This window comes from Desulfothermobacter acidiphilus, from assembly GCF_052073645.1.
Taxonomy (GTDB): Bacteria; Bacillota; Desulfotomaculia; order Desulfotomaculales; family Ammonificaceae; genus Desulfothermobacter; species Desulfothermobacter acidiphilus.
This window is the reverse complement of the sequence record NZ_CM125440.1, coordinates 1,229,537-1,253,328: the sequence shown is the minus strand read 5'-3', so window position 1 is coordinate 1,253,328 and position 23,792 is coordinate 1,229,537. Positions and strand designations below refer to the sequence as shown.

The 23,792-nt window shown below is 56.5% G+C and carries 26 protein-coding genes and 1 tRNA gene; 18 read left to right on the top strand and 9 right to left on the bottom strand.

The window, feature by feature from the left end:
• The first annotated feature begins 5 nt into the window (after window positions 1–5).
• The 5 genes from ahbA to ACTLLP_RS06435 all read left to right on the top strand — a co-directional run bounded on the left by ahbA (window position 6) and on the right by ACTLLP_RS06435 (window position 3,332).
• Window positions 6–527 carry a siroheme decarboxylase subunit alpha gene (gene ahbA, locus ACTLLP_RS06455; protein ID WP_441058125.1) on the top strand — a complete coding sequence of 174 codons (522 nt, stop codon included), beginning with the start codon at window positions 6–8 and terminating at the stop codon, window positions 525–527.
• On the top strand, window positions 484–972 hold the full coding sequence (gene ahbB, locus ACTLLP_RS06450) for a siroheme decarboxylase subunit beta (RefSeq protein ID WP_441058123.1): 489 nt from the start codon (window positions 484–486) through the stop codon (window positions 970–972). The genes ahbA and ahbB overlap by 44 nt, the downstream gene beginning before the upstream one ends.
• A complete protein-coding gene (gene hemL / locus ACTLLP_RS06445; RefSeq protein WP_441058121.1) occupies window positions 965–2,260 on the top strand; it encodes a glutamate-1-semialdehyde 2,1-aminomutase in 1,296 nt (431 codons plus the stop codon). The genes ahbB and hemL overlap by 8 nt, the downstream gene beginning before the upstream one ends.
• 53 nt (window positions 2,261–2,313) lie before the next feature.
• A complete protein-coding gene (locus tag ACTLLP_RS06440) occupies window positions 2,314–2,646 on the top strand; it encodes an NADH-ubiquinone oxidoreductase-F iron-sulfur binding region domain-containing protein (protein ID WP_441058119.1) in 333 nt (110 codons plus the stop codon).
• A 236-nt stretch (window positions 2,647–2,882) separates the two neighbouring features.
• A complete protein-coding gene (locus ACTLLP_RS06435) occupies window positions 2,883–3,332 on the top strand; it encodes a 4Fe-4S dicluster domain-containing protein (protein WP_441058117.1) in 450 nt (149 codons plus the stop codon).
• On the opposite strand, the gene ACTLLP_RS06430 is transcribed toward ACTLLP_RS06435, so the two are convergent.
• Entirely contained in the window at window positions 3,322–4,551 is a 1,230-nt protein-coding gene (locus tag ACTLLP_RS06430; RefSeq protein WP_441058115.1) for an MFS transporter, read from the bottom strand. The genes ACTLLP_RS06435 and ACTLLP_RS06430 overlap by 11 nt on opposite strands.
• 240 nt (window positions 4,552–4,791) lie before the next feature.
• On the opposite strand from ACTLLP_RS06430, the gene ACTLLP_RS06425 reads away from it, so the two are divergent.
• Genes ACTLLP_RS06425 through ACTLLP_RS06405 form a run of 5 tightly spaced genes read left to right on the top strand, consistent with a single transcriptional unit; the run spans window position 4,792 to window position 8,386 of the window.
• Entirely contained in the window at window positions 4,792–4,986 is a 195-nt protein-coding gene (locus tag ACTLLP_RS06425; protein WP_441058113.1) for a dodecin family protein, read from the top strand.
• Between the two features lie 13 nt (window positions 4,987–4,999).
• Complete coding sequence (spoVAC, locus tag ACTLLP_RS06420; RefSeq protein ID WP_441058112.1) at window positions 5,000–5,485, top strand: stage V sporulation protein AC; 486 nt, start codon at window positions 5,000–5,002, stop codon at window positions 5,483–5,485.
• A 12-nt stretch (window positions 5,486–5,497) separates the two neighbouring features.
• Window positions 5,498–6,511, top strand: a complete 1,014-nt coding sequence (spoVAD, locus tag ACTLLP_RS06415) for a stage V sporulation protein AD (RefSeq protein ID WP_441058111.1) — start codon at window positions 5,498–5,500, stop codon at window positions 6,509–6,511.
• Window positions 6,512–6,523: 12 nt separating this feature from the next.
• Window positions 6,524–6,880, top strand: coding sequence for a stage V sporulation protein AE (spoVAE, locus tag ACTLLP_RS06410; RefSeq protein ID WP_441058110.1), 357 nt, complete (start codon window positions 6,524–6,526; stop codon window positions 6,878–6,880).
• Window positions 6,881–6,895: 15 nt separating this feature from the next.
• Window positions 6,896–8,386, top strand: coding sequence for a spore germination protein (locus ACTLLP_RS06405; RefSeq protein WP_441058109.1), 1,491 nt, complete (start codon window positions 6,896–6,898; stop codon window positions 8,384–8,386).
• Here the strand turns inward: ACTLLP_RS06405 and hydE are convergent.
• The 6 genes from hydE to ACTLLP_RS06375 are packed head-to-tail and all read right to left on the bottom strand — an operon-like array spanning window position 8,331 to window position 14,202.
• A complete protein-coding gene (hydE, locus tag ACTLLP_RS06400; protein WP_441058107.1) occupies window positions 8,331–9,410 on the bottom strand; it encodes a [FeFe] hydrogenase H-cluster radical SAM maturase HydE in 1,080 nt (359 codons plus the stop codon). The genes ACTLLP_RS06405 and hydE overlap by 56 nt on opposite strands.
• A 4-nt stretch (window positions 9,411–9,414) precedes the next feature.
• Window positions 9,415–10,692: a [FeFe] hydrogenase H-cluster maturation GTPase HydF gene (hydF, locus tag ACTLLP_RS06395; RefSeq protein WP_441058105.1), complete on the bottom strand. Its 1,278-nt coding sequence runs from the start codon at window positions 10,690–10,692 to the stop codon at window positions 9,415–9,417.
• Window positions 10,689–11,018 (bottom strand): hypothetical protein, encoded by a 330-nt coding sequence (locus ACTLLP_RS06390; RefSeq protein WP_441058103.1) that lies wholly within the window; start codon window positions 11,016–11,018, stop codon window positions 10,689–10,691. Before ACTLLP_RS06390 ends, hydF begins: the two co-directional genes overlap by 4 nt.
• Window positions 11,011–12,489, bottom strand: coding sequence for a [FeFe] hydrogenase H-cluster radical SAM maturase HydG (hydG, locus tag ACTLLP_RS06385; protein WP_441058101.1), 1,479 nt, complete (start codon window positions 12,487–12,489; stop codon window positions 11,011–11,013). The genes ACTLLP_RS06390 and hydG overlap by 8 nt, the downstream gene beginning before the upstream one ends.
• Window positions 12,473–13,936, bottom strand: a complete 1,464-nt coding sequence (locus ACTLLP_RS06380; protein ID WP_441061686.1) for an aspartate ammonia-lyase — start codon at window positions 13,934–13,936, stop codon at window positions 12,473–12,475. Before ACTLLP_RS06380 ends, hydG begins: the two co-directional genes overlap by 17 nt.
• Window positions 13,936–14,202 carry a TM1266 family iron-only hydrogenase system putative regulator gene (locus ACTLLP_RS06375; RefSeq protein WP_441058099.1) on the bottom strand — a complete coding sequence of 89 codons (267 nt, stop codon included), beginning with the start codon at window positions 14,200–14,202 and terminating at the stop codon, window positions 13,936–13,938. The genes ACTLLP_RS06380 and ACTLLP_RS06375 overlap by 1 nt, the downstream gene beginning before the upstream one ends.
• A gap of 344 nt (window positions 14,203–14,546) precedes the next feature.
• Between ACTLLP_RS06375 and ACTLLP_RS06370 the strand changes: the two genes are divergently transcribed.
• The 7 genes from ACTLLP_RS06370 to ACTLLP_RS06340 all read left to right on the top strand — a co-directional run bounded on the left by ACTLLP_RS06370 (window position 14,547) and on the right by ACTLLP_RS06340 (window position 22,166).
• Window positions 14,547–15,485 carry a metal ABC transporter solute-binding protein, Zn/Mn family gene (locus tag ACTLLP_RS06370; RefSeq protein WP_441058097.1) on the top strand — a complete coding sequence of 313 codons (939 nt, stop codon included), beginning with the start codon at window positions 14,547–14,549 and terminating at the stop codon, window positions 15,483–15,485.
• 25 nt (window positions 15,486–15,510) lie between these two features.
• Window positions 15,511–16,353: a metal ABC transporter ATP-binding protein gene (locus tag ACTLLP_RS06365; RefSeq protein WP_441058095.1), complete on the top strand. Its 843-nt coding sequence runs from the start codon at window positions 15,511–15,513 to the stop codon at window positions 16,351–16,353.
• A complete protein-coding gene (locus ACTLLP_RS06360) occupies window positions 16,334–17,269 on the top strand; it encodes a metal ABC transporter permease (protein ID WP_441058093.1) in 936 nt (311 codons plus the stop codon). Before ACTLLP_RS06365 ends, ACTLLP_RS06360 begins: the two co-directional genes overlap by 20 nt.
• Window positions 17,262–18,167, top strand: a complete 906-nt coding sequence (locus ACTLLP_RS06355; protein WP_441058091.1) for a metal ABC transporter permease — start codon at window positions 17,262–17,264, stop codon at window positions 18,165–18,167. The genes ACTLLP_RS06360 and ACTLLP_RS06355 overlap by 8 nt, the downstream gene beginning before the upstream one ends.
• A gap of 325 nt (window positions 18,168–18,492) precedes the next feature.
• Window positions 18,493–19,896, top strand: coding sequence for an ISLre2 family transposase (locus tag ACTLLP_RS06350; RefSeq protein ID WP_441058089.1), 1,404 nt, complete (start codon window positions 18,493–18,495; stop codon window positions 19,894–19,896).
• 152 nt (window positions 19,897–20,048) lie between these two features.
• Window positions 20,049–20,750 (top strand): LexA family transcriptional regulator, encoded by a 702-nt coding sequence (locus ACTLLP_RS06345; RefSeq protein ID WP_441058087.1) that lies wholly within the window; start codon window positions 20,049–20,051, stop codon window positions 20,748–20,750.
• Between the two features lie 15 nt (window positions 20,751–20,765).
• The gene (locus tag ACTLLP_RS06340) at window positions 20,766–22,166 is read left to right on the top strand and encodes a radical SAM protein (RefSeq protein WP_441058085.1); all 1,401 of its coding nucleotides are present in this window, start codon (window positions 20,766–20,768) and stop codon (window positions 22,164–22,166) included.
• Window positions 22,167–22,225: 59 nt separating this feature from the next.
• On the opposite strand, the gene ACTLLP_RS06335 is transcribed toward ACTLLP_RS06340, so the two are convergent.
• On the bottom strand, window positions 22,226–22,444 hold the full coding sequence (locus ACTLLP_RS06335) for an FmdB family zinc ribbon protein (protein WP_441058083.1): 219 nt from the start codon (window positions 22,442–22,444) through the stop codon (window positions 22,226–22,228).
• Between the two features lie 238 nt (window positions 22,445–22,682).
• Between ACTLLP_RS06335 and ACTLLP_RS06330 the strand changes: the two genes are divergently transcribed.
• Entirely contained in the window at window positions 22,683–23,630 is a 948-nt protein-coding gene (locus tag ACTLLP_RS06330) for a DUF2334 domain-containing protein (RefSeq protein WP_441058081.1), read from the top strand.
• Window positions 23,631–23,706: 76 nt separating this feature from the next.
• Here ACTLLP_RS06330 and ACTLLP_RS06325 read toward each other — a convergent pair.
• Window positions 23,707–23,781, bottom strand: a tRNA-Val gene (locus ACTLLP_RS06325).
• Window positions 23,782–23,792 lie beyond the last annotated feature (11 nt).

Here is a 23,792-nt window from a genome sequence, read left to right as displayed (position 1 = left end):
TTGCTATGCCGAAGCAAGCTGGAACTTTGAGCGCTGCCGATCGCCGTTTGTTGGCTGCTTTACAGAAGGGTTTTCCTCCGGTTCCGAAGCCCTTTCAGGAATTGGCGGCGCAGGTGGGGATGTCGGAAGAGGCGGTGCTGGCTCGTTTAAATGAGCTGAAGGATAAGGGAGTGATCCGACGTCTGGGAGCCATCATCGATTCCCGTAAGATAGGCTACACGGGTACTCTTTGCGCTCTCTCGGTACCCCCGCAGCGGATTCCGGAGGTGGCTGAGGTCATCAACAGCTATCCTGAGGTGACGCACAATTATGTGCGGGAGCACGAAGTTTACAACGTTTGGTTCACCATTCTGGCCCCTTCGTCCGAGCGGATTGAGCAGATCTTACAGGAAATAAAATCTAAAACTGGCATCCAGCGTTCTCTTAATCTGCCGGCCCGCCGCATTTTCAAAATAAGGGTAAAGTTCGATCTGGAGGGAGACCATGACCGAACAGGAACAGCGCCTGATACTGGAGCTGGGGAATAATTTCCCCATCACCTCTCGCCCTTTCGCCGAAATTGCTCGGCGATTGGATATGAGCGAAGAAGAGGTGCTTGAACGAGTAAGGGATTATCTCGAACAGGGGGTTATCCGGCGGCTTTCGGCTGCTTTACGCCAGCAGCATGTGGGGTTTTCTGCTAACGCCATGGTGGTGTGGCGAGTTCCGCCCGAGCGGGTGGAAGAAGTGGGACGAAAACTAGCTTCTTTCCCCGAAGTCACTCATTGTTACGAGCGCCTACCCGCTCCGGACTGGCCTTACAATCTCTACACCATGATACACCGCTTGAGCCGCGAAGAGTGCTGGGAGATCATTCATCGCCTAAGCGCGGCGGTGGGAATCAGCGACTTCCTGGTGCTCTTTAGCACCCAGGAACTCAAGCGTTCCAATCCCCAGTATTTTTCTGAGGAAGGGGGCGAAGACCTTGAGTGAGGGGCTATCGGCCCGGCTATGGGAGGAGGCGCAGCGTTACCTGCCTGGAGGGGTAAACAGTCCGGTGCGAGCTTTCAAGGCGGTGGGCGGTACGCCTCTTTTTTTGGAGCGCGGGGAAGGGGCGCGCATCTACGACGTTGATGGGCGTTCTTATATCGACTATGTTGGCTCTTGGGGTCCGTTGGTTCTGGGGCACGCTCACCCTAAAGTAGTGGAGGCACTGACGCAACAGGCAGCTCGAGGAACCAGCTTCGGAGCTCCCTGCCCGTTGGAAGTAGAACTGGCTCGCCGCATAGTGGCCGCTGTGCCAGGGATAGAGATGCTGCGGCTGGTTAACTCGGGCACCGAGGCCACAATGAGCGCCGTGCGCTTGGCGCGGGCTTACACCGGCCGCCCTAAAGTGCTGAAATTTGAAGGCTGCTACCACGGGCACGCCGATCCGTTTCTTATCCAAGCCGGCTCGGGAGCTCTGACCTTCGGGGTACCCACCAGCCCCGGGATCCCTTTAGGCGTGGCCAGCGAGACTTTGGTGGCTCGCTTTAACGACCTGTCTGTGGTAGAAGCCATATTTCAGGAGCACGGTTCAGAGTTAGCGGCAGTGATCCTGGAGCCGGTGGCGGGAAATATGGGAGTGGTACCACCTCGGCCGGGGTTTCTGGAAGGGGTTAGAGACTTGTGCCGCGCTTTCGGAGCTCTGCTTATTTTCGATGAGGTGATCACCGGTTTCCGGGTGGCTCACGGTGGAGCTCAGGAGCGCTACCAGGTTACGCCTGATCTCACCTGTCTGGGCAAGATCATTGGCGGGGGGCTACCGGTGGGGGCCTTTGGGGGGCGGAAGGAGATCATGGAATTGGTAGCACCCAGCGGGCCGGTTTATCAGGCCGGTACCCTCTCCGGTAACCCATTGGCCATGGCGGCGGGGATAGCTACTCTGGACGTGCTGAGCCAGGGCCAGGTCTACGATTATCTGGAGCGCTTGGGGCAGGAGCTGGAGGAAGGAATACGCTCAGCTTTGGACGAAACCGGGGTTCCGGGGCAGGTCAATCGTGTGGGCTCTATGTTAACCTTGTTTTTTGCCGACGAACCGGTTCAAGATTTTAACACGGCGGTTAAAGCGGATACCGCGGCCTATGCCACTTTCTTTCACGCCATGCTAGAGCAAGGGGTGTACTTGCCGCCTTCACAATTCGAGGCTTGGTTTCTTTCTCTGGCCCACACCAGAGAAGACGTGGCCCGCACGGTGGAAGCGGCGCGTTTGGCCTTGCAACGGATAAGGGCCAAGGTTTAAAATGATTTCAGCGAAAGGACGGGAGGCGAAATCGCATGTGTTCAGGCGGAGCCATGCCACGCTGTATTGTGGATCTTACCGCTTATTACCTGGGGCTGACCATGCAGGAGCAATGCGGTGAGTGCTGCGCTTGTCGGGAGCAGCTGCCTCGGGCGCACGCGCTTCTGCGCCAGATAAGCCGGGGCGAGGGAGATTTGGCCTTGTTGCAGGAGCTGGCTAAGGTGGCCGAGCAGGTCTTACAGGGGGAGAATTGTCCCGCGGCGCGGGTAGGGGCCAGGATTGTCAAAGACGCTCTTGAAAATTACGACGAGGAGTTCGCGGCGCATTTGCGGGATCGCTATTGCCCAGCTGGGGTTTGCGATATCCGCTATGTGGTAGAGATCTAAGCTAGCCTTAGCGAATAAACTATCAACTAAAGGCGGCGCGGAGGAGCTAGTGCTAACTTCTCCGCGCATTTCAGTTTAAATCTGCCGGCAAAGCTCGGCAGCGGTGTCTTGCTTTCTATTACCACCGGATAGGTATGGCAGCTGACATTGCCAACGCCCGCGGCAGCTGCTATCAATTTTAGTAAGGGTTTAAATGAGCTATAGTTAAACTTTTCACAAGGGATGGAGGAAAATCCATGAAAATGCTGGGCGTGGTGTTGCGTAATTTGTTCAAGCCTCCGGTGACTCGCCTATACCCGGAAGAGAAAAGGGCTCCCTTTCCCGGTACGCGGGGAGGAATTGTATTTACGGTGGAGGAATGTATGACCTGCCGCCGCTGCGAGCGCGTCTGCCCGGTAGGAGCCATTAGGGTAGAAGTGGGACCTCGCTTGGAAGTGGCGTCAACTTCCGAGGGAGAGGGAAGGAGTGCCGGGCGCCTTATCAAGCGTCGTTACGATCCTTACAAGTGCATTTACTGCGGCATGTGTATTGAGGTTTGTCCCCAAGGAATCATCGCCTTCCAGGACACCCACGCAGTTCCGGCCATCCAGAAAGAGGAGCGGGTGGCAGTGTACACATTGGGTGGACACAAAGCGGCTAAACCGGTGGTGCAGCAAAAGGAGAGAAAAGAAGCGGCTATGAACTAGCCGCCTTTCTTCGAGTTCTATTCCAAAAAGCCATCGCGGCTGTGCCGCTGGCTAGTGCTAGGCTCGCACCTAAACCGAAAGCCAAGGGGACTCCCCAGTGGTGTGCCATGGCTCCGGCTAAGAGATTACCCGCAGGTGAGGTTCCCACAAATAGCAGGATATAGAGGCTCATAACCTGCCCGCGACGATCGTCGCGGGCGTTTAATTGCAAATTAGTATTAATGGTGCTATTAAGTACTACCATTCCCCAACCGGCGGCGCAAAGCAGTAAAAGGGCCGAGTGGTAGGTGGGCCATACCGCCAGAAGGATCTGAGGCAAACAGAGGGCCAGAGCTCCCGTTACCATCCAGGCCAGCCGGGGACCCTGCCAGCTCAACCAGGCCAGAAAAATTCCCCCCATGACTGCTCCTAATCCTTGCGCGGCCAGCAACCAGGCGTATTGGGACGCGCCCTCATGCAGAGTTAGACGGGCTAGGGCAGGGATCAGAACATTAAAGTTCGTGGCTAGGGTGCTGAATAAAGCTAGCAGTATCAAGGGATAAAGGAGCTGGGGAGTGCGTTTAACATAGGCTAGAGTGTGACGGAGTTCTCGAAGCGTCACGGTGTTGTTAGCCGCGCGGCTATAACCCCACACATCGATGCGGGCCACCTGGATCAAAACGGCCAGGAAGGAGGCGGCGTTAAGGAAAAAACAAGCCGCCGTGCCCCAATGGGCCAGCACCGCTCCGGCCAAGGCTGGTCCTAGCACCCGGGCTCCGTTAAAGAGGGCCGAGTGCAGGGCAAGAGCGTTCATCAGGGTGGAACGGTCCACTAGCTCTAGAATGAAGGATTGCCGGGCCGGCATATCCACGGCGTTAAAACATCCCAGAATAAAGGCTAGGGCAACCAGGGCTTCGTAGTAAGCTTTACCCGTCACCACCAGCAGACCTAGAAGAAAAGCCAGCAGCATCATGCCGCTCTGAGTGAACAGAATAAGGGTTTTCTTGGGGAAGCGATCGGACAGCACCCCCCCGTAAAGGGAGAAAAGCAGTACAGGCAAGAACTGAGCTGCTCCCACTACTCCTAGCTTAAAAGCGGAACGGGTCAGATTTAGTACCAGCCAGGAGAGGGCCACCTGTTGCATCCAGGTGCCGCTGACCGAGATCAGCTGACCCGTCCAGTACAGGCGGTAATTGCGATGGTAGAGAGCTGCAAATAGCGAACTAGAACGTGACAGCACCAGTCCCTCCCGGTTGATGCTTATTGTTCTATTATAGGGAAGGGGTGTAGCGGCCTCAATCTGCTCGCTAATAGCCTCCAGGCGGTCCGGCCCGCTCGGCGCGGCGAAATAAAGACAAGGGAAAGCCCCGGGGCAAGAGCGAGGTGGCTGGCACCGAATCCGGTTCGCATAGAGGCGGGCAAGGCTAGCCAGAATAGAAGTGGACGCCATTATTTTCGCGAGCAAGGGAGGAGAAAAGAGATGCACGTTAAGGTGGCCGAGTTGGTGGGGGAGTCACCGCACAGCTGGCGGGAAGCGGTGCAGGTGGCGGTTAGCGAGGCCTCGCGCACCTTGGGCCGGGTGACCGGGGTAGAGTTATTGAACCTTACCGCTAACGTTGAAGAAGGGGTTATCAAGGAGTACAAGGCCAACGTTAAAGTGGCCTACGTCGAGTGAGCGAGGTGAGGAAATGCGGGTCTTCGATCCTAGCCAGCCGCTAGAGATTCAGAAGCGCCAGTACCAGCAAATGGTCAACCGGACCGTACCCCGGCCCCTGGTATGGCGTAACTGCCTCTGGGCCTTTGCTACCGGGGGGCTTATCTGCCTGATGGGGCAGGCGGGAATAAACCTTTGGCAACGCGCGGGTTTGAGCTTCACCGATGCTGCCACAGCCACCTCCATCGTTCTGGTGTTCCTGGCCGCTTTCTTCACTGGCCTGGGTTACTACGATGAACTGGCTCGTTACGCTGGCGCCGGGATGCTGGTGCCCATAACTGGTTTTGCCAACGCCATGGTGGCACCGGCGCTGGAAGCTCGTACTGAAGGCTTGGTTCTGGGTGTGGGAGCCAGGCTATTCGCCGTAGCTGGCCCCATCCTGGTTTTCGGTATCGTTACTGCCTGGCTGAGCGGTCTGATTTATTACCTTTTAGGACCTCGCCCTCCGCTGGCCAGCTAAGGAGGAACGCTTATGCCAGCACCCAAAAAAGTGGGCACGCAGACGGTGGCGCTGGCTTCTCCACCGGTGTTACTGGCTACGGCTGCGGTGGCCGGGCCCAAAGAAGGGGAAGGGCCACTGCGTCCCACCTTCGACCGCGTAATCGAGGACCCCTATTGCGGTGAAAACAGTTGGGAGAAAGCTGAGCGGCGCTTGCTGGAAGAGGCTTTCCAGCTGGCGTTAAGCAAGGCTCAATTACTCCCAGAGCAAATTGACTACTTACTGGCCGGAGATCTGCTGAATCAGATCGTGGCGGCCAATTTCGCTGCCCGCTCCCTGGCCATTCCCTACCTTGGCCTTTACGGGGCCTGCGCCACCCTTTACGAAGGTTTGGCCCTGGGTTCTATGCTTATCGACGGAGGTTTCGCCGATTACATCCTCATAGGCTCCTCCAGTCACTACTCCACTGCGGAGAGGCAGTTCCGTTTCCCCACCGAGCACGGTAGCCAACGCCCGCTCACGGCTCAGTGGACCGTGACCGGGGCGGGAGCGGTCTTGCTTGGACGCCAGGGAGAGGGACCCAGGGTGACCCATGTTACCGTCGGGCGGGTGACAGACCTGGGGAGCACTGACCCCATGAACATGGGAGCCGCCATGGCCCCGGCTGCGGTCAATACTATAGTCAGCCATCTCAGTGATTTGGGCCGCCGGGCGGAAGATTACGATCTCATTCTTACGGGCGATCTGGGTCATTACGGGCGCGAGTTTCTCTTGCTTCTAGCCCGCGAGTACGGATACGAACTCGCCGAGCGACACCGCGACTGCGGGCTCATGATCTTCGACCGCCAGCAGCAGGACGTGCATGCGGGGGGGAGTGGGTGCGGATGCCCGGCGTTGGTCACCTGCGGTTATGTATTTCAAGAGCTGAAGGCTGGCCGTCTGCGCCGGGTGCTGGGAATAGGTACGGGGGCGCTTATGAGCCCCGTCACCAGCAAGCAAGGAGAAACTATTCCGGCAGTGGCGCACGCGGTGGCCCTGGAAGCGTGAGGGGGAAGCAATATGATCTTCGTGCAGGCCTTTCTGGTGGGTGGGATCGTTTGTGTTATTGCCCAGCTATGCATGGATCTTACCAGTCATAAGGTGACGCCGGCGCATGTGCTGGTAGGTCTGGTAACTACTGGAGCTATTCTTAGCGCCCTGGGACTTTACGAGCCGCTGGTGCGCTTTGCCGGGGCAGGGGCTACAGTGCCACTTACCGGCTTTGGCCATTTGCTGGCCCAGGGAGCTATAAAGGGGGCAGCGCGTTCCGGTTTGATGGGTGTTTTTCAGGGAGGAGTAGCGGCGGCCGCGCCCGGGTTGACCGCAGCGGTGGTGTTCGGTTACTTTGCCGCGCTGTTCTTCCGCCCCAAGGGTTAGAAAGGAGAGACTGGCTTGGAAGCACGCTGCACTCCTATTGCTAAAAATCTGGAATGCAACCTCCGGGAACTAGATCGACGCCTGGCGTTCAAGAAGAATTTCGATCTTATCCAGCGCCGCTTTGAGATCGGCCGGCGCCAGGCAGTCTTTCTTTTCGTGGACGCTTTTGCCAAGGACACCCCATTAGTCCTCATCATGCGCGAGTTCGCCCGCTTGTCGCCGGAGGAGTTAAGCATTGCTGCTTTTACCAAGCTATTCTACCGGCATGTGATTTACGGTGAAGTCCAGGAACTGGATACGTTGGAGCAAGTTATCAACACCGCTTTGAGTGGGCCGGCGGTGTTGCTCCTTGACGGCGAAACGCGCGCCATTGCCATCGATGTGCGCCAGTACCCGGCCCGGATGCCGGAAGAGCCAGATTTGGAAAAGGTGACCCGGGGGTCGCGCGATGGTTTTGTGGAAACGCTAGTGCACAATACCGCTTTGTTGCGTCGCCGCCTGCGAGACCCCCGCTTGCGGGTGGAGCATCTTACTGCTGGGGCGCGTTCACAAACAGACATCGCTCTGCTTTATTTGGACGACGTTGCTAATCCCGAAATAGTAGATAGCGTGCGGGAGAAAATTCAGCGCATCAATATCGATGGCCTGCCTATGGCCGAGAAGACGGTGGAGGAGCTAATAGTTCCGGGCAACTTTTGGAACCCGTTTCCCCGGGTGCGCTATACCGAACGTCCCGACGTAGCGGCCGCCCACCTGCTAGACGGGCACGTGCTTGTCATGGTAGATACTTCTCCCAGTGTGATTATTTTGCCCTGCACTTTTTTTCACCACCTGCAGCACGCAGAGGAATTCCGACAAAGCCCTTCGGTGGGGGTTTACTTGCGCTGGGTTCGCTTTCTCGGAGTGTTTTTCTCCGTCTTTCTCACTCCACTTTGGCTGCTTCTGGCTTTGAAGCCGGGTCTTTTGCCTCCAGAGCTGAAGTTTATTGGGCCCAAGAAATTGGGCTCCATGCCCCTGTTCGTGCAGTTTTTACTGGGAGAGGTAGCCATCGATATGATCCGCATGGCTACCATTCACACTCCCAGTCCTATCGCCACTTCCACCGGAATTATCGCTGCCGTATTGCTGGGAGACATGGCGGCTCGGGTAGGACTCTTTATCCCTGAGGTGACTCTTTACGTGGCCACTGCGGCTATCGGTACTTTCCTTACCCCTTCGTACGAATTGAGCATAGCTAACCGCCTGCTGCGCCTCTTTATCTTGGTAGCTACCGGGATTTTCCGCTTGCCGGGCTTCGCTTTCAGTAGCTTGATGGCCTTCGTTTTTTTGGCTTCCACCCGCTCTTTTGGCGTGCCTTATTTGTGGCCTTTGTTTCCTTTCAATCTCGAGGGTTTTAAGAGCGTGCTCGTCCGCCCACCGGTGGCTATTCAGCACAGCCGACCTTCCATCCTCAAGCCGATTGATCCGGACCGACAGCCGCGGAAGCGCTCGAGGAGCGAGCGCTGAAGCCCAGGTCCTTTCCCACCTCTCGCCCCAGCTCCAGCAACCTTTGCTGCCAGTGATCGAAGGCATTGGCCGTGGCATCGACCTCGGCTTTACCCGGATAGAGTTGGTAAAGCAGACGGTAACGGTGGGGGGTGACATCGGGCATAACGACGTTGGCACCCCAGGTTAAAGCTGCTTCTCTGCCTCGCTCTTGGGCCACACCGGCAGCGGTGGTAGCCGGCAGGTTAGAGTAAGGGAGGTGGAGACGGGCGAGGGCCACGACTTTGAGGGCTAAGAGGGGTGATCCGGGCGGTTCTTGGCCCAGAGGAGTGTCGGGGTGGGAGATGAAGGGGCCTATTCCCGCCATCTCTACCTCCAGCTCTTTCATCAGCAGAATGTCTTCAGCTATACTTTCCATGCTCTGACCCGGCAGGCCTACCATGCACCCGGCTCCGGTTTCGTATCCCAGATCCTTCAGCCACGCCAGGCATTGTAGGCGTCGAGCCAGCGAACTATCGGGCTTGAGCCGGGCGAAGAGCTCGGGATCGCTGGTCTCGTGGCGCAATAGATAGCGATCAGCACCGGCTCGGCGGAGCAAGGCGTAGTCCTCGTAGGTCAGTTCTCCCACCGAGAGGGTGACGGCCACTCCTAGACTTTTGATCTCCTGCACCACCGGAGCCAGGCGTTGGGGGGGCCAGAGTGGGTCTTCACCGGACTGCAGGACTATGGTTTTGAAGCCCTGAGCGACGGCGGCTGCTGCTGCCTCCAATAACTCGGCCTCGCTCATGCGATAGCGGGCTAGGCGCCGGTTATCCCGGCGCAACCCGCAGTAAAGACAGTTGTTGCGGCAGAAGTTGGAAAACTCGATAATGGCCCGCAGGTGAACCACCGGCCCGAAAATCTTCTCCCGCACCCGGTCAGCCGCTGCGCGGAGGAGCTCGTTTCCCTCATCTTCGCGCAGGAACCAGAGCATTTCCTCTCGCTCCCAGGGAGAGCTCGAGAGAGCCCGCTGCACCAGTTCTTCTATGCTTTGTACAGGCTGCATGGCTTCACCTCTTTACCTGGCGTAGGAACTCCAATTCCAGCTCCACTTCTTCCTGGCTCGGTTCCAGCAACGCCTGCAGAGTGGGGAAGGGGGAAAGGGCGCGGGGCAGCACCCCGTGAATGTGGGCCATTAGCACCCCGTAGTTGACGATGGGAACCCCGGCCCGGCGGGCCTGCATAAGCCGGGCCAGCATCTCCTTGCGATTGAGCATACAGGCGCCGCAATGCACCACCAGCCGGTAGTCGGCCAGATTTTCCGGCAGCGGTCCCCCGCCGGCCACCACATCGAAGTGGAGTTCGCCGCCCACCTGAGCTTGTAGCCAGCGCGGTATTTTGACCCTCCCGATATCGTCCTCGATGGGGTGGTGGGTGCAAGCTTCGGCGATCAACACCCGATCGCCTGGGCGCAGCTGGTTAACTGCCTTCACGCCCAGCACCAATGTTTCCAGATCTCCCTTGTAGCGGGCGAAAAGGACGGAAAAAGAGGTGAAGAGCACATCAGGTGGAGTGTCGGCAGCGGCTTTGAGATAGGCCGAGGCGTCGGTGATCACCAAGCGCGGCTTCACCCCCATGCTGCTTAGCGCGTGGCGGAGCTCTCTCTCTTTGACCATCACGGCTATGGCGTCATTGTCGATAAGGTCTCGGATCACCTGCTGCTGCGGGAGGATAAGCCGGCCTTTCGGGGCTGACTTGTCGATGGGGATGACCAATACCACAAAGTCCCCCGGTTGGATCAAATCCCCGACTATGGTTGGTCTGGTCCAATCTTTGGGCGCGTATTGGATAATCAATTGCTTTAACTGCTCTATCCCCTGGTGCTTGAGGGCACTGGTGAATACTGTGGTTGCCGGGAGTTGCTGGCTCCATCCGTCCCGAGTGACTTCGGGGAAAAGATCTATTTTGTTTACCACGGTGAGTACCGGCACCTGATGATCCTGGCAGCGCCGCAACACCTCCTCTTCATAGGAGCCGAAACCCTGAGCCGGATCAATGACCAGCAGGGCCAGATCGGTGCGGTTTAACACTTCAAAGCTTTTCTTGACCCTTAGAGTTCCCAATTCTCCCACATCGTCCAAGCCAGCAGTGTCTATGACCATCACCGGTCCTAGGGGGAGGATCTCCATGGCCTTGGCCACCGGGTCGGTGGTAGTGCCGGGGACATCGGAGACAATGGCTACTTCCTGGCCGGTTAAAGCGTTAATAAGGCTAGACTTACCCGCGTTGCGCCGCCCGAAAAGAGCTATATGCAATCTTTGTCCTCGGGGAGTGGCGTTGAGGCTCATCGACCTTCTCTCCTTTTGTCCACGTAGAGTTCTACTATCTGGCGGAAGGCGGCCAGGAGCTCGGACCTTAGCTCCGGGTCTAGACGCTCGGCCCCCTCCAGAAAGACGTAGTAGTTATAGCCCAATTCCTCTTTTACCGCTGGCAGATAGGTCTCTTCGCCGTAAGCGGCCAGGTGGTGCATACGCCGTCCTATGGCCTGAGCAAAGTAAAGCTTGGGCAGGCCGAAGAGCTGACACGCTGCTTCGGCCGCCTTCTGCAGCGCTCCGGTCAATTCCGGTGCTTTTCCGGCCGCTTCTACAATTTGCTCGGCCCGGGACTTAGACATAGAGGTCACGCTCTCCCTCCTCCATCCGCTTCAGGTATTCCCGCACTTTGGCCGCTATGTACGGCAAGCGGCTTTCAACTTCTTGGAGATACTGTTCGATTACCTGGTTGCCCAATTCCCGGGTGCGAGGAGAAGCATAGTCCAATAGATACTCCTTAAAGGTGAGGATAGCGTTGGGGATACAGAAATTCCGGACCAACCCCTTTTTGGCAAATTCCATAAAGTGGCATCCAGTCCGTCCGGCTCGATAACCCGCCGTACAGAAAGAAGGGATATACCCATCCTGGCAGAGATCGTAGATGAATTCATCCAGGCTGCGCGTGTCGTTAATCATGAATTGTTGCCGGTCCAGAATATGTTCTTTTTCCATCTCGGAGTAGCCACCGACGGCGATGCGTGAGCCGGCGTCAGTCTGCGACACTCCCAGCCTGATCAACTCCCGACGCAACTCTGGCCGTTCCCGGGCCGTGAGGATCAAACCGGTGTAGGGAACAGCGCAACGCAGAATGGCTATAATCTTTTTGATTTCTTCGTCGCTAACTAGGTAAGGAGAGCCGGTGGTGAAGGGAGTATTCAGGGCTGGCTCCAGGCGCGGGAAAGAAATGGTGTGCGGCCCGATGCCGAACTCCCTTTCTAAGTCGATGGCGTGGTAGAGTAACCCCAAAACCTCGAAGCGCCAGTCGAAAAGGCCGAAGAGCACCCCGATGGCTACATCGTCGATCTCGGCTTCCTGGGCCCGGTGCAAAGCGAAAAGACGCCACTTATAGGAATGTTTTAGGGTGCCGGCCGGATGCATCCGGCGAAAAGTTTCGTGGTGGTAAGTTTCCTGGAAAATCTGATAAGTTCCGATACCCATGTCCTTTATGGCCCGGAATTCTTCCACGGTCATAGGAGCGGCGTTGACGTTAGCTCGGCGGATTTCGTCCCGCCCGTGCTTGGTAGCGTAGATAGTTTGCAGGGAACGACAGATGTAATCGGCATCGCTGTCGGGGTGCTCGCCAAACACGGCCAGAACCCGCTTATGCCCTACCTTGGTGATGGCCCTTATTTCCTGGGCCAGCTCTTCCATAGTGAGGGTGCGTTTCTCTACCGCTTCGTTGGTATGGCGAAAACCGCAATAGACGCAATTGTTGACGCAAGGGCTGGAGACATAAAGCGGGGCGAAGAGCACGATCCGGTTACCATAGACCTGGTTCTTGATCCAAAAGGCAGTGGCAAAGAGCTCCTCCAGAAGTTCGGGGTCCCGAATGCTAATCAGCACTGCAGTGTCTTCGGGCGATAGACCCTTAAGTTCGCGGGCCTTAGCTAGGACTTCCCGCACCTCAGAAGGTTCGGAATGGGCTTTTCTCTCCAAAATATGCCATATTTCGGACTCGTTAATGAAGTCCTGTCGCTTCTCTTCTTCTTCGTATCTTTGAATCATCTCCAGGCGCTTCTCTAACCAGGTTTTCTCGCTAAGATTTAGAGCCATGGGGTTCACCCTCCTTGGAATTAAATAGTTTTTTTCGCTTCGCTATGAAGCGCACCCCGGCTATTCCCGGGGAAGTTACTTCTGCGGGCGCGGTTATAGCTGCTATTTCCTCCGGGGTAAAGATTTTCTCTTGTAGCAGCACCTCCTCTACGCGCCGGTTGGTGGCCAGCGCTTGTTGAACTATCTCGGCTGCCTTCTCATATCCGATGTAAGGGACGAAAGCGGTTATGAGACTGCAACTCCGGTGCAGCAAGTCTTCGCAACGCTCTCGGTCGGCTTCAATGCCGGCCACGCAGCGCTCGGCCAGAAGGGTAGCGGCATTGCTCAGCATCTCCATGGAGTGCAGAAGATTATGGGCTATCAGGGGCAAGAAGGGATTGAGTTCTAGGTTCCCCCAAGCGCAGGCCTGGCTCACAGATACATCGCTGGCCATCGCCTGAATGGCTACCTGCGTTACCATTTCTGGGATTACCGGGTTAACTTTGCCAGGCATGATGGAGGAACCCACCTGGACGGCGGGTAAGCGTAGCTCTCCGATGCCGGCCCGGGGTCCGGAGCTCAGGAAACGCAGATCGCTAGCTATCTTAGCCAGGTTGACGGCGGCTGTTTTTACCAGTCCCGACACCTCAGCCAGGATATCGGTGTTCTGGGTGGCTTCCACCAGGTTTTCGGCCCGGGCCACCCCAAAACCGGTGAGCTCGCGCAGCTTTTCGTTCGCCACCTGGATGTAGCGTCGGCTAGCGTTAAGCCCGGTGCCCACTGCCGTTCCCCCCAGATTGACCTGACGCAGCCTCTCTTCCGCCTTGTACAAGCGCCACCAATCGCGCGCTACCGCTTCGGCCCAGGCGCCGAACTCTTGCCCTAGAGTAATGGGCACGGCGTCCTGCATTTCAGTGCGCCCCACCTTGAGAACAGCAGCAAACGCTTTTTCTTTGGTCTGAAGAGCTCCTTGGAGCCGGGCCATGGCCTGACTCAGACGGCGCACCATGCGGATGGCCGCTATCCTAACCGCGGTGGGAAATACATCGTTGGTCGAGCTGGAAAGGTTCACGTGCTCCAGGGGGTGGATGATATCGTACGAGCCCTTTTCTTGGCCCAGTAGCTCTAGGGCCCGGTTGGCGATTACCTCGTTCACGTTCAGGTTAAGCGGGGTGCCCGCCCCTCCGGCGTAAGCGTCCACCAAGATCTGGTCATCGAAGCGCCCCTCGGCGAACTCCGCGGCTGCTCGCTGGATGGCCTCTCCCTTCTCGGGGGGGAGAAGCCCTACGGCGGTGTTGGCAGCGGCTACCGCTTGCTTCACCACTCCCAGAGCCCAGAGGAGCTCCCGGTGTGGTTTCTGCCCCGACACGGGGAAGTTTTCTTGGGCGCGCAAGGCGTGGATGCCGTAGTAGGCGTCTCTAGGTACGGCTTTTTCCCCTAGGCTATCTTTTTCCCATCGGTATTCGATCACGCTTTCCTCTCTCCTTTGGCTGGAGCCAACGCCGTCTTAACTGCAACCCCAGGCACTGATCCCAGCTTGCCGGTTAAAGCTCCGATCTCGTCGGTGGTGCCTTCGATTACCAAAGTTATGAGGCCCACGTTTCTTTCCTGATCAGGTATGCCCATACGCCCCAGGATCATGCGGGCGTGCTCGCTGAGGATAGCGTTTACCCGTGGAGCGTTCTCTAGGCGGTTTTCTACAATGATTCCCACCACCCCGATACGCTTTTCCAATTCGCCACCTCCCCCTCCGGTAAATAAAAAGGGAACCTTTGCCTTTTTAAGGCAATAGGTCCCCTGAGAGCCTTCTTGACCCCCCCTTGACTTCAGGGACCGACTCCCCTCTTCGCAGGGCGAGCGCACTTTATGCGGTTCAACTTCAAGTATACTAGGAAGGGGTTTCACCGTCAAGTGATTCCATTTTAGAAGTTGCGCTGATAGCGCAGCTGGGGGTTCTCGCGCAGGCGTTGGTTCAACACCTGCCATTCAGCTTCCCCTGGGGGTTCTGTTTGGTGGTAGCTTTTCGTTTGAAGCATAAACTTTCTATAGGGTGAGAAGGGGATCGGGGGGTGGAGTGAGTGTTCAATCTTTGGCTACGGTACTTGTTAGTTTTACTGGGGACTTGCTTGCTGGCGGTGACCGGCTGCGCTCAAAAAGGGAGTGGGCCAGAGGCCAGTTCAGGTAAGCTCAAGGTCACTACCACTACCACGATGATTTCCGACCTGGTGCAGCAGGTGGGGGGCGACAGGGTGGAAGTTACCGGCATTATGCGCCCAGGAGTTGACCCTCATCTTTACAAGGCCACGCAAAGCGATATGTTAAATCTCAAAGCGGCGGACCTCGTCTTCTATAACGGTCTTAATCTGGAGGGGAAAATGGGCGATATCTTCGTCCGCCTTTCACGGCAAAAGCCCACCTTCGCCATCAGCGAGTACATAGCCGAGGACCAGCTGCGGGAACCCCAGGAATTCGCCGGTCATTACGATCCCCACATTTGGTTTGATGTGTCTTTGTGGAAAAAGGCAGCGGAAAGGGTGCGCGATGGTTTAAGTGAGGTGGACCCAAATCACGCTGATTATTATCGGCAACGAGCGAAAAATTATCTTAAACAGTTAGACGAGTTGGATGCGTACATTCGCCAACGCCTGGCCGCTATACCCCCAGAGCAAAGGGTGCTCATCACTGCCCACGACGCTTTTGGTTACCTAGGGCGGGCTTACGGCATTGAGGTGCGGGGGCTTCAAGGGATAAGCACCGACACCGAATACGGACTTAAAGATGTGCAGCAGTTGGTTGATTTTATCGTGCAGCACTGGATCAAAGCCGTCTTTGTAGAGTCTAGCGTCCCCCACCGCTCCATTCAGGCAGTGGTGGAAGGCGCGCGCAAGCGGGGACACGAGGTAAAGATCGGGGGAGAGCTTTACTCCGACGCTCTCGGCGATCCAGGGACGCCGGCGGGAAGCTATATTGGAATGTTCAAGCACAACGTGGACACCATAGTCGAGGCCCTGAAGTAAATTACTGGGGAGGTAAGGGAATAGGGTGGAAAGAGGAATAGACTTTCCCGCGGTGTCTGCCCGCGGTCTTACCGTGGCTTATAGCGGGCGACTGGCCCTGGAGGAAGTTGCTTTTGCGTTGCCAACCGGTGTGCTCGCCGGTCTGATAGGTCCCAACGGCGCGGGAAAGTCCACGCTTATGAAAGCGATATTGGAACTCATTCCCCGAGTTGGTGGGAGGATCGAGTTCTGGGGCCGCTCTTACCGGGAGGTGCGTCGTCGCTTGGCTTACGTACCCCAGCGGGAGGAGGTAGATTGGGATTTTCCCGTGACAGTGTGGGATGTGGTGTTGATGGGCCGCTATGGCCATTTGGGCTTTGGGCGTTGGCCTCGGCGGCGGGATAAGGATCGCGTAAAGACCGCCTTGGAGCGGGTGGAGATGTGGCACTTACGCGATCGCCAGATTGGGGAACTTTCCGGCGGGCAGCGGCAGCGTGTTTTCTTGGCCCGTGCCTTGGCGCAGGAGGCCGACCTTTACTTGCTTGACGAACCTTTTGCCGGGGTAGACGCAGCGACCGAGCAAACGGTTATTGAGGTGCTCCGTCAGCTCCGCCTGGGGAACAAGACCGTGCTGGTGGTGCACCATGATTTACAGGCGGTGCTAGAATACTTCGATTGGCTCATTCTACTAAATCGGCAGGTAATCGCCTTTGGGCCTACGGAGAAAGTCTTCACTCCCGCTAACTTGGCCGCGGCTTACGAGGGTCGATTGCTAGTTATCGATTGCGGGGCGGGGGGCATGACTTCTTCGACTGTTGAGATGGCGAAGCAAGACTGGGGAAAAGTTATTTCCCAGGGAAGCAGTGCTTATGAGTTGGGAGATAGGTAAGTTAGCCGAGCTTTTTTTCGACCCTAACTGGCGCTGGGTGACGGGAGGGAGTTGCTTTCTGGGCGTGGCGGCAGGTATGATAGGTTCTTTCGCCCTGCTGCGGCGCCAAGCGCTACTGGGCGATGCGATGTCGCACGCAGCTCTTCCCGGTGTGGCGCTAGCCTTTCTTTTGTTGCTACGTAAGGACCCCCTGGCTGTCCTAGCCGGAGCCTCCTGCAGTGCGGGGCTGGCCGCTTTCATTTCCATTCGCCTCCCTTGTTGGGTGCGCGTTAAGCCAGACACGGCTCTGGCCATAGTTCTAACCTCGTTTTTTGGCCTGGGAGTTGTCCTACTCACCGTAGTGGCCAAAACCGAGGCGGGAGGTCAGAGCGGACTGGATTCCTACTTGTTTGGGCAGGCAGCTTCGTTGGTGCAACGCGATGTCAAGGTCATGGGGGTAGTGGCTTTGCTGGTGCTTCTGGTGCTGGTTGCCGCCTTTAAAGAGTGGAAGACCTGGGCTTTCGATAGAAATTATGCTTCGACCGTGGGGATGCCCGTGCGCCTGATGGATTTCGCTTTCGCCGTTTTACTCACTCTCACCGTGGCTGTGGGGTTAGAAGCCGTGGGAGTAGTGCTCATGTCCGCCTTGCTCATCACCCCGCCACTCACCGCCAGGTACTGTACCCATCGGCTAGATCGCATGTTGCTACTGGCTGGGGCGTTGGGAGCCCTCGCCGGCGTGGTAGGGGCGCTTGGAAGCTCTTTGATGCCTCGCCTCCCCACCGGGCCTTTGATAGTTCTCACTTCTTCCGGATGCTTCTTCTTGGCGATGCTTCTCTCGCCTTGCCGCGGCCTGCTGGTGCGGGGCTTCCGGCGCCTCCGAATGTCTCATATCTACGACTACCGTCTGGAGGTCGGAGAAAGAGAGCATGAGTGAATCGAGTTGGGTACTCCTAGTCGCCGTTTTGGTTGCCAGTTCCTCGGGGCTCATGGGGAGCTTCCTGGTGCTCCGGCGTCTCAGTATGGTGGGGGACGCTATTAGCCATACCGTGCTGCTGGGAGTGATAGTGGCCTTTCTCGTAACTCGGAGCATGGGAAGTGGGGCTATGCTATTGGGGGCTGCTCTGGCTGGACTCTTGACGGTTTTGCTCATCCAGTGGCTGGAGGGGCAGGAGGTAACCAGCGACGCGGCCATTGGAGTGGTCTTCACTAGCCTCTTTGCTCTAGGGGTGTTGCTGGTATCGCACTACGCCAAGGCGGTGCACATCGATTTGCAACACGTGCTTTTTGGCGAGATTGCTTATGTTCCCTGGGATCGCTTTTACTGGCACGGGATAGACCTCGGGCCCCGGGCGGTTTGGACTGTGGGGGGAGTCACGCTTTTAGATCTCCTGCTGGTGCTTTTTTGTTATCGGGAGCTCCAGTTACTAGCCTTCGATTCGCTTTTTGCTCGCCAGGCCGGGGTTCCGGTGACGAGTTTGCATCATTTGTACATGCTGCTACTGTCATTAACGGTGGTGGTGGCCTTCGATGCCGTGGGTGCAATCCTGGCCGTAGCCATGTTAGTGATTCCTCCGGCAACTGCACATTTGTTGGCGGACCGATTACCTCCTTTCCTGGGACTGAGCGTAACCGTGGGAGCGATAGGCGCGGTACTGGGTTACGTTTTTGCAGCCTGGAAAGATGTCTCCGTTTCCGGGATGATGAGCGTAGTCACCGGTGGTTGCTTCGCCCTGGCCGTGCTTTTGGCTCCCAGACACGGGGTTTGGGCTCGGCGTCGACAGAGTCAGCGGGAATTTTCTGCAGGAGGCAGGGCGTTGGATCGCGATCCCTAGCTTGCTCGCCACCTCGCTTCCCCGAGTTCGGCAGTCGAGCGACGTCGCTTCTTGCTCCGATGAGGGGGAGCGCTTCGCGGAGCTACAAGCAAGCGATTCTCTCTCACCAAGGCCGCGCGGGGTCTATGTGCGAAAGATGCTCTTAGCTTTTCTTCCCTTGGCTTGGCTGATCTCTTCTCCACACTTCTTGACCTAGAGCCCGTTAGTGTAAAGTTACTGTAGGAATTTTGCAGGAGCTAAGGAAGGGGAGAAAGAAGAGAGACCTCACCGTCCTTGCAACGGACGAGTAGTTGCTTAAACAACCACTCAGGAGGGTGAGGTCTCTATGCAGATTATAAAGCAGATTTGGGAGAAGTTCCAGAGGGTAGCGGAGCTAACGTTGAAGGTTCTGGAGGAAGGGACCAACTTTTTAAGCTTCGAGGAGAAGCTCTGGCAGGAGCTTAATAACCTGGGACAGGAGGTTTTGAGGGAAGTTTTAGAGGCGAAAGACGCCTATCTTCGGGAGCACCGGGAAAAGCGGCCCGGCTGGCGGGTAGAGCGGCGAAACGATCCCAAAGAAGTACTTACCCTTTTCGGTCTGGTCAACTATAAGCGAACCTATTACCGGCACAAAGAGACTGGGGAGCGGGTGCACCTGATAGATCGGTTGGTAGGTTACGGGCCGCACGCACGGGTTGATCCTCTGGTTAAAGCACAAGCCTTAGAAGAAGCGGTAGATCTTTCCTACCGGAAGAGTGGCGAGAGGGTAGGGAGAGGCAATCGGGAGGTTGTGCTAAGCGGCGAAGCGGTGAAGAAGGTGATTCACAACTTTACACTGGAAGAACTGCCCGAGCCGCCTGGGGAGAAGCGCCGGGGGAAGGTTCTTTATGTGGAGGCGGATGAAGACCACGTAGCAGGTCAGGACGGGAAGAAGTACTTACCCCGGCTGGTTTACATCCACGAGGGGAAAGAGAAGGTGGGGAAAGACAGATACAGACTCAAGCGGCCTTATTACTTGGGAGGGCTTTACTCAGATACGGATGAGCTGTGGTTCGAGGTGTTGAGCTACATCGAGGAGCAGTACGAATTATCTTCTGTGGAGCGGATTTACCTCTGCGGTGACGGAGACAGGTGGATAAAGAAAGGGCTGGAGTTTCTACCGAGGAGCGTCTTTGTCTTAGATCTTTTTCACCTGGACAAGTACCTGGTGGCTGCTTTGGGGCGTGATAGTGATGGTTATAGAGAGATTTGGGCGGCCTTATGGGAGGGTGATGAGGTAAAGGTACAGGCGATTTTGCGGCGGGCGGGCAAAGCTGCGGCGAGTCCTGCGCGGAAGGAAGCGGTACGGGATTGCCGACGTTACATCCGGCGGAACTGGGAGGGGATAATGGCCTACCGGCTTTATCCCGGGGCGGAGTTGGGGGTAAGTGCGGAGGCGCACGTAAGTCATCTCTTCTCGGCACGGTTATCATCCCGACCGATGGCCTGGAGTGCTCGTGGGGTAGACCGGATGGCCCGGTTGCGGGTGGCGAAGGCGAATGGTGTTTCCTTGCGGGAGCAATATGTAGCCCGACGGAAGGAGGGCTTAAAGGCTTTAGAGATCGATAAGGCAGCTGTCGAGGAAGAGAGGCAGAGGCTAAGGAAAATATCGGGTGAGGTGTTCGATAATCTTCCCGCTCTACGGGGTCCGGTAACGTCATTAACCAGAGCCCTCAAAGCTTTGAGCCGGAACATCGATCTTCTTTGGTAGTTCGTCCTGGTCCGGGGACAGTGGGGCTCGAGACTCCTACAGTAGGTTGACACGATCCTAGAGCCCTCCCAGGCTTGACAAGAACAAAAGATGGGTATAATATAACTAAAAGGAAATTGGGTTTTTTGGGTATACTGCGGGGGGAGTAGTTTATGCTTACCCGACGTCGCCTTGAGTGTTTGCGAGTGCTGGAAGAGCTCCAACGGCAGCGAGGAGGGCCGGTGCATTACTCGGTGCTAGCTCAGGAAATGGGTATCAGCCGGTGGACGGCCTATGATCTGCTGCGGGAATTGGAAAAGAGTGGGTATCTGGAGGCGGTTTATGCAGCGGCTCCCGGCTCCAGGACACCAGGCCGCAAACAGCTCTTGCACCGTTTGACCCCAAAGGGCCAAAGCGCTCTGCGTCGGCCGGGAGGGGAGGAGTGGCAGATCCTTAAAAACCGCTTGTTGACCCGGATAAGAGAAGCGAGGGACAAGGGCCGAACAGCCAAGCAGTTGTTGGCCGAGTTTTCTAAGGAACTCGCGAAGGAAACCTCAAAGCTGGCTCGCAGTGCTTATAAATTGGCGCTGCTTATCGCTTCCCTGGACGAGGTGGAATTTAAGCGGGGACGGAAGTTGCTGTCACGTTACCTGGATCGTTCTTCCCTGCCGGAACAGGGGCTTAACCTCTTTGCGGGAGTGGTGCTGGCTAATCTCACAAGACAGGCAGAGAAATTACCAGCGATGGGGGAATACTTGAGGAGGTGGTGGGAAGCGGTTCCTAAGCTGAGTCCTGGCGAGTTGCGGTGTCTTCTGGATTTTCTGCGCGAGGGATTAGCGTTAGAAAAGGGACTGCCTTCTGGAACCAGATCTTGACAGGGGGTGTTGCTGGTGTCCAAGTGGTCTTCTTCTCTGCCTAGCTTTGACTTCGCCAAGCGCTTCGTGAGCGAGCAGATATTGCGCCAGATGTTCAATTACGTGGATCGTGATCCGGAGCAGAACTTTCCCAGGATTTTAGCCCTGGCCAAGAAGGTGGCCAAGCAGCCCCACCACAAAGCTCATACAGAAAAGATCGCTGCCTGGTACGAAAGTAATCCGGCCGTGCGCTTTTACATTAACCGGCTGTTTGAGCGCACCCATCCTAACGTGAAGCGCCGCCTAGTTTATAACTGGTTCGTCAATGCCATGCTGCTAGGCATTCCTCGGCAGCAAGATCTGTCGGCCAAGCTGGGAGTCCATATTCCTAATTTCTTCCTCATGGACCCTACCAGCGATTGCAATCTCCGCTGCGAAGGCTGCTGGGCTGGTATGTATCAGCATCACGATACGCTGGAGTTCGAAACCCTTGACCGTATTATCAACGAAGCCAAGGAACTCGGCATTTATTGGATCGTGATGTCGGGCGGGGAACCGTTTAAATACCCGCGGTTGCTGGAATTGGCGGGAAGGCATCCCGATACCGCCTTCATGGTTTACACCAACGGTACGTTGATTACCGAACGGGTAGCCGACTCCTTAGTGGAGATAGGCAATTTGTCGCCGGCTATAAGTTTGGAGGGCTGGCGAGAGGAGACCGATGCCCGGCGGGGGAAAGGCGTTTTCGATCGTATTATGCGGGCCATGGATCTCTTGCGGGAGCGGGGACTCATCTTCGGGGCTTCCATCACCATTACCCGGAATAACTTGGACACGGTTACGAGCGACGAGTTTATCGACTTTCTCGTCGATAAGGGGGTTACCTATGCCTGGACTTTCCACTATGTTCCTGTGGGGCGTAACCCCAACCCGGAGCTCATGATTACTCCTGAGCAGAGGGCTTATTTAGCCCGGCGCATCCCTTATTTGCGGACTCATAAACCCATCCAGATCGCCGACTTTTGGAACGACGGTGAGTTGACTGGAGGTTGCATCGCCGGGGGGAGGATGTATTTCCACATCACTGCCAAGGGGGATGTGGAGCCTTGCGCCTTCGCGCATTTTTCCGTGGATAACATCAAGGAAAAGAGCCTGCTCGAAGTTCTGCGCAACCCTCTTTTTGCTGCTTATCAGAAGCGGCAACCTTTTTGCCCCAATCTGCTATGCCCCTGCCCCATTATTGATAACCCCCAGGCGCTGCGAGACATCGTGGCGGAGAGCGGGGCGCGTCCCACGCACCCCGGTGCCGAATCCATCTTGCAGGAGCCCATTGCTTCTTATTTGGATCGTCGAGCGGAGGCCTGGAGGCGGTTGGCGGACGAAATCTGGGCGGAGAGGCATGGAGCAAAGGAGGAGGTCAAAAGTGGTTCGCGATAGGAGTGGGTTGAGCGCTTAGAGAAAATAAAAAATTAAAGGGCCCTCCGAAGGGCCCTTTCTCATTTTAGCGAACAACTGCTACAGGAGGTGCCGGTGCAGGTGCTGCAGGCCGATGCAGAACCCCCTTCAACGCCTCGGGTGGCAAAAGCGGACATCACTCGCTGTGGTGCCGGATTACCGCACTTAGGGCACGTTAGCTTTTCCCCGTTTTCCCCCACGGGGCAGAGCTTCTCAAAGCGGTAACCGCACTTTGAACATCTGAACTCGTAAATAGGCATGGGATTTCGCGCTCCTTCCTTGCTGGCAAGAGTGGGATCCGACTATCTTCAGCTTACCTCTCCCCCTATACCCTTGTCAAGCTTCTCAGACCCTTCCTCTGTCCCCGTAAGCCAAGCTGTTGCGCGGTGATGAGGCTCTGCATCGAAAGAGGCTGAAAGGATAAGATCCTGGAGAAGAGCAGATCTTACGAAGGAAATGGCGACTGCGGAGTAGAAAGCGATATTAGAGGTGACGAAATTGCGTTGGTTGGCTTTGCTTGTGGGAGTAAGCTTACTTTTTACCGGTTCGGTCTGGTATCTGGCTGCGGGATGGGGAGGGGAAGCGGGGCCGGAGAGAATAGCCCTGATCCGGCTGGAAGATGTGAGCCTCTGGTACGCTTTGCAAGACAATGGTTTAGCCACTTTGCGCGACTTAGCTGATTTCCTTCATTCCGAAGGGGTTCCCTTTCATATTTCCCTTATCCCGGTGTATAAGGACCCTCCTCGGGGGGTGGAGCTCAGCATTGGCGATCTGAACGACCCGAGGGTGAGAGAGTTTAACGACACCATCAAATATATGGTGGCGCGAGGCGGGGTGGTGGGCTTGCACGGTTACACGCATCAATACGGCAATGAGGTCAGTGCCGCTGGTTTCGAGTTTGCCTGGAGGGGAGAGTACGCTAGCCCTGAGTACGCTGCTAATCGAGTTCAAGCGGCGGTGGAGTTGGCGAGAAAGGCGGGCATACCGGTGACTTACTGGGAGACTCCTCATTACACGGCTTCTCCAGCTCAGTACTCCGAGTTTGCCCGCCACTTTAGTATTCTTTACGAGCCTGATCCCTTAAATAAGCGGGCTAAAAAGATAGCCGTGGCGAAGGGATTAGGTGGTAGAGAGGCAGTATTTTTTGTTCCCGCTCCTTTAGGACTGGTGGGAGAAGCGGGTGATGTTAATCGGATGCTGCGCCGGGTGGACCGGAGGCGTTGCCGATTGGCTAGTTTTTTCTTTCATCCCTTTCGGGAATACCGGCATGTCCAGAAGGCGGATGGTTCAGTGCTCTTCTATACGGAAGATAATAACGGCTATCTGCGAGCTCTGGTCAGAGGATTAAAAGATAGGGGCTACCGTTTCATGCGAGTGGATGAATTGGTAGATAGGGTGGCGCGGGGAGCAGAAGGGCTAAGTTACGAAACCGAACTGGGGGAATGAGGTCCTTTCCCTCTTACCCAGCAATAAAACAACAAAAAAGGGTTAGACAATTTCTAACCCAAAGCCTTGTCATCTATGGTGGGCGCGGCAGGGGTCGAACCTGCGACCTCTTGAATGTGAGTCAAGCGCTCTCCCGCTGAGCTACGCGCCCGTGCTTTCATT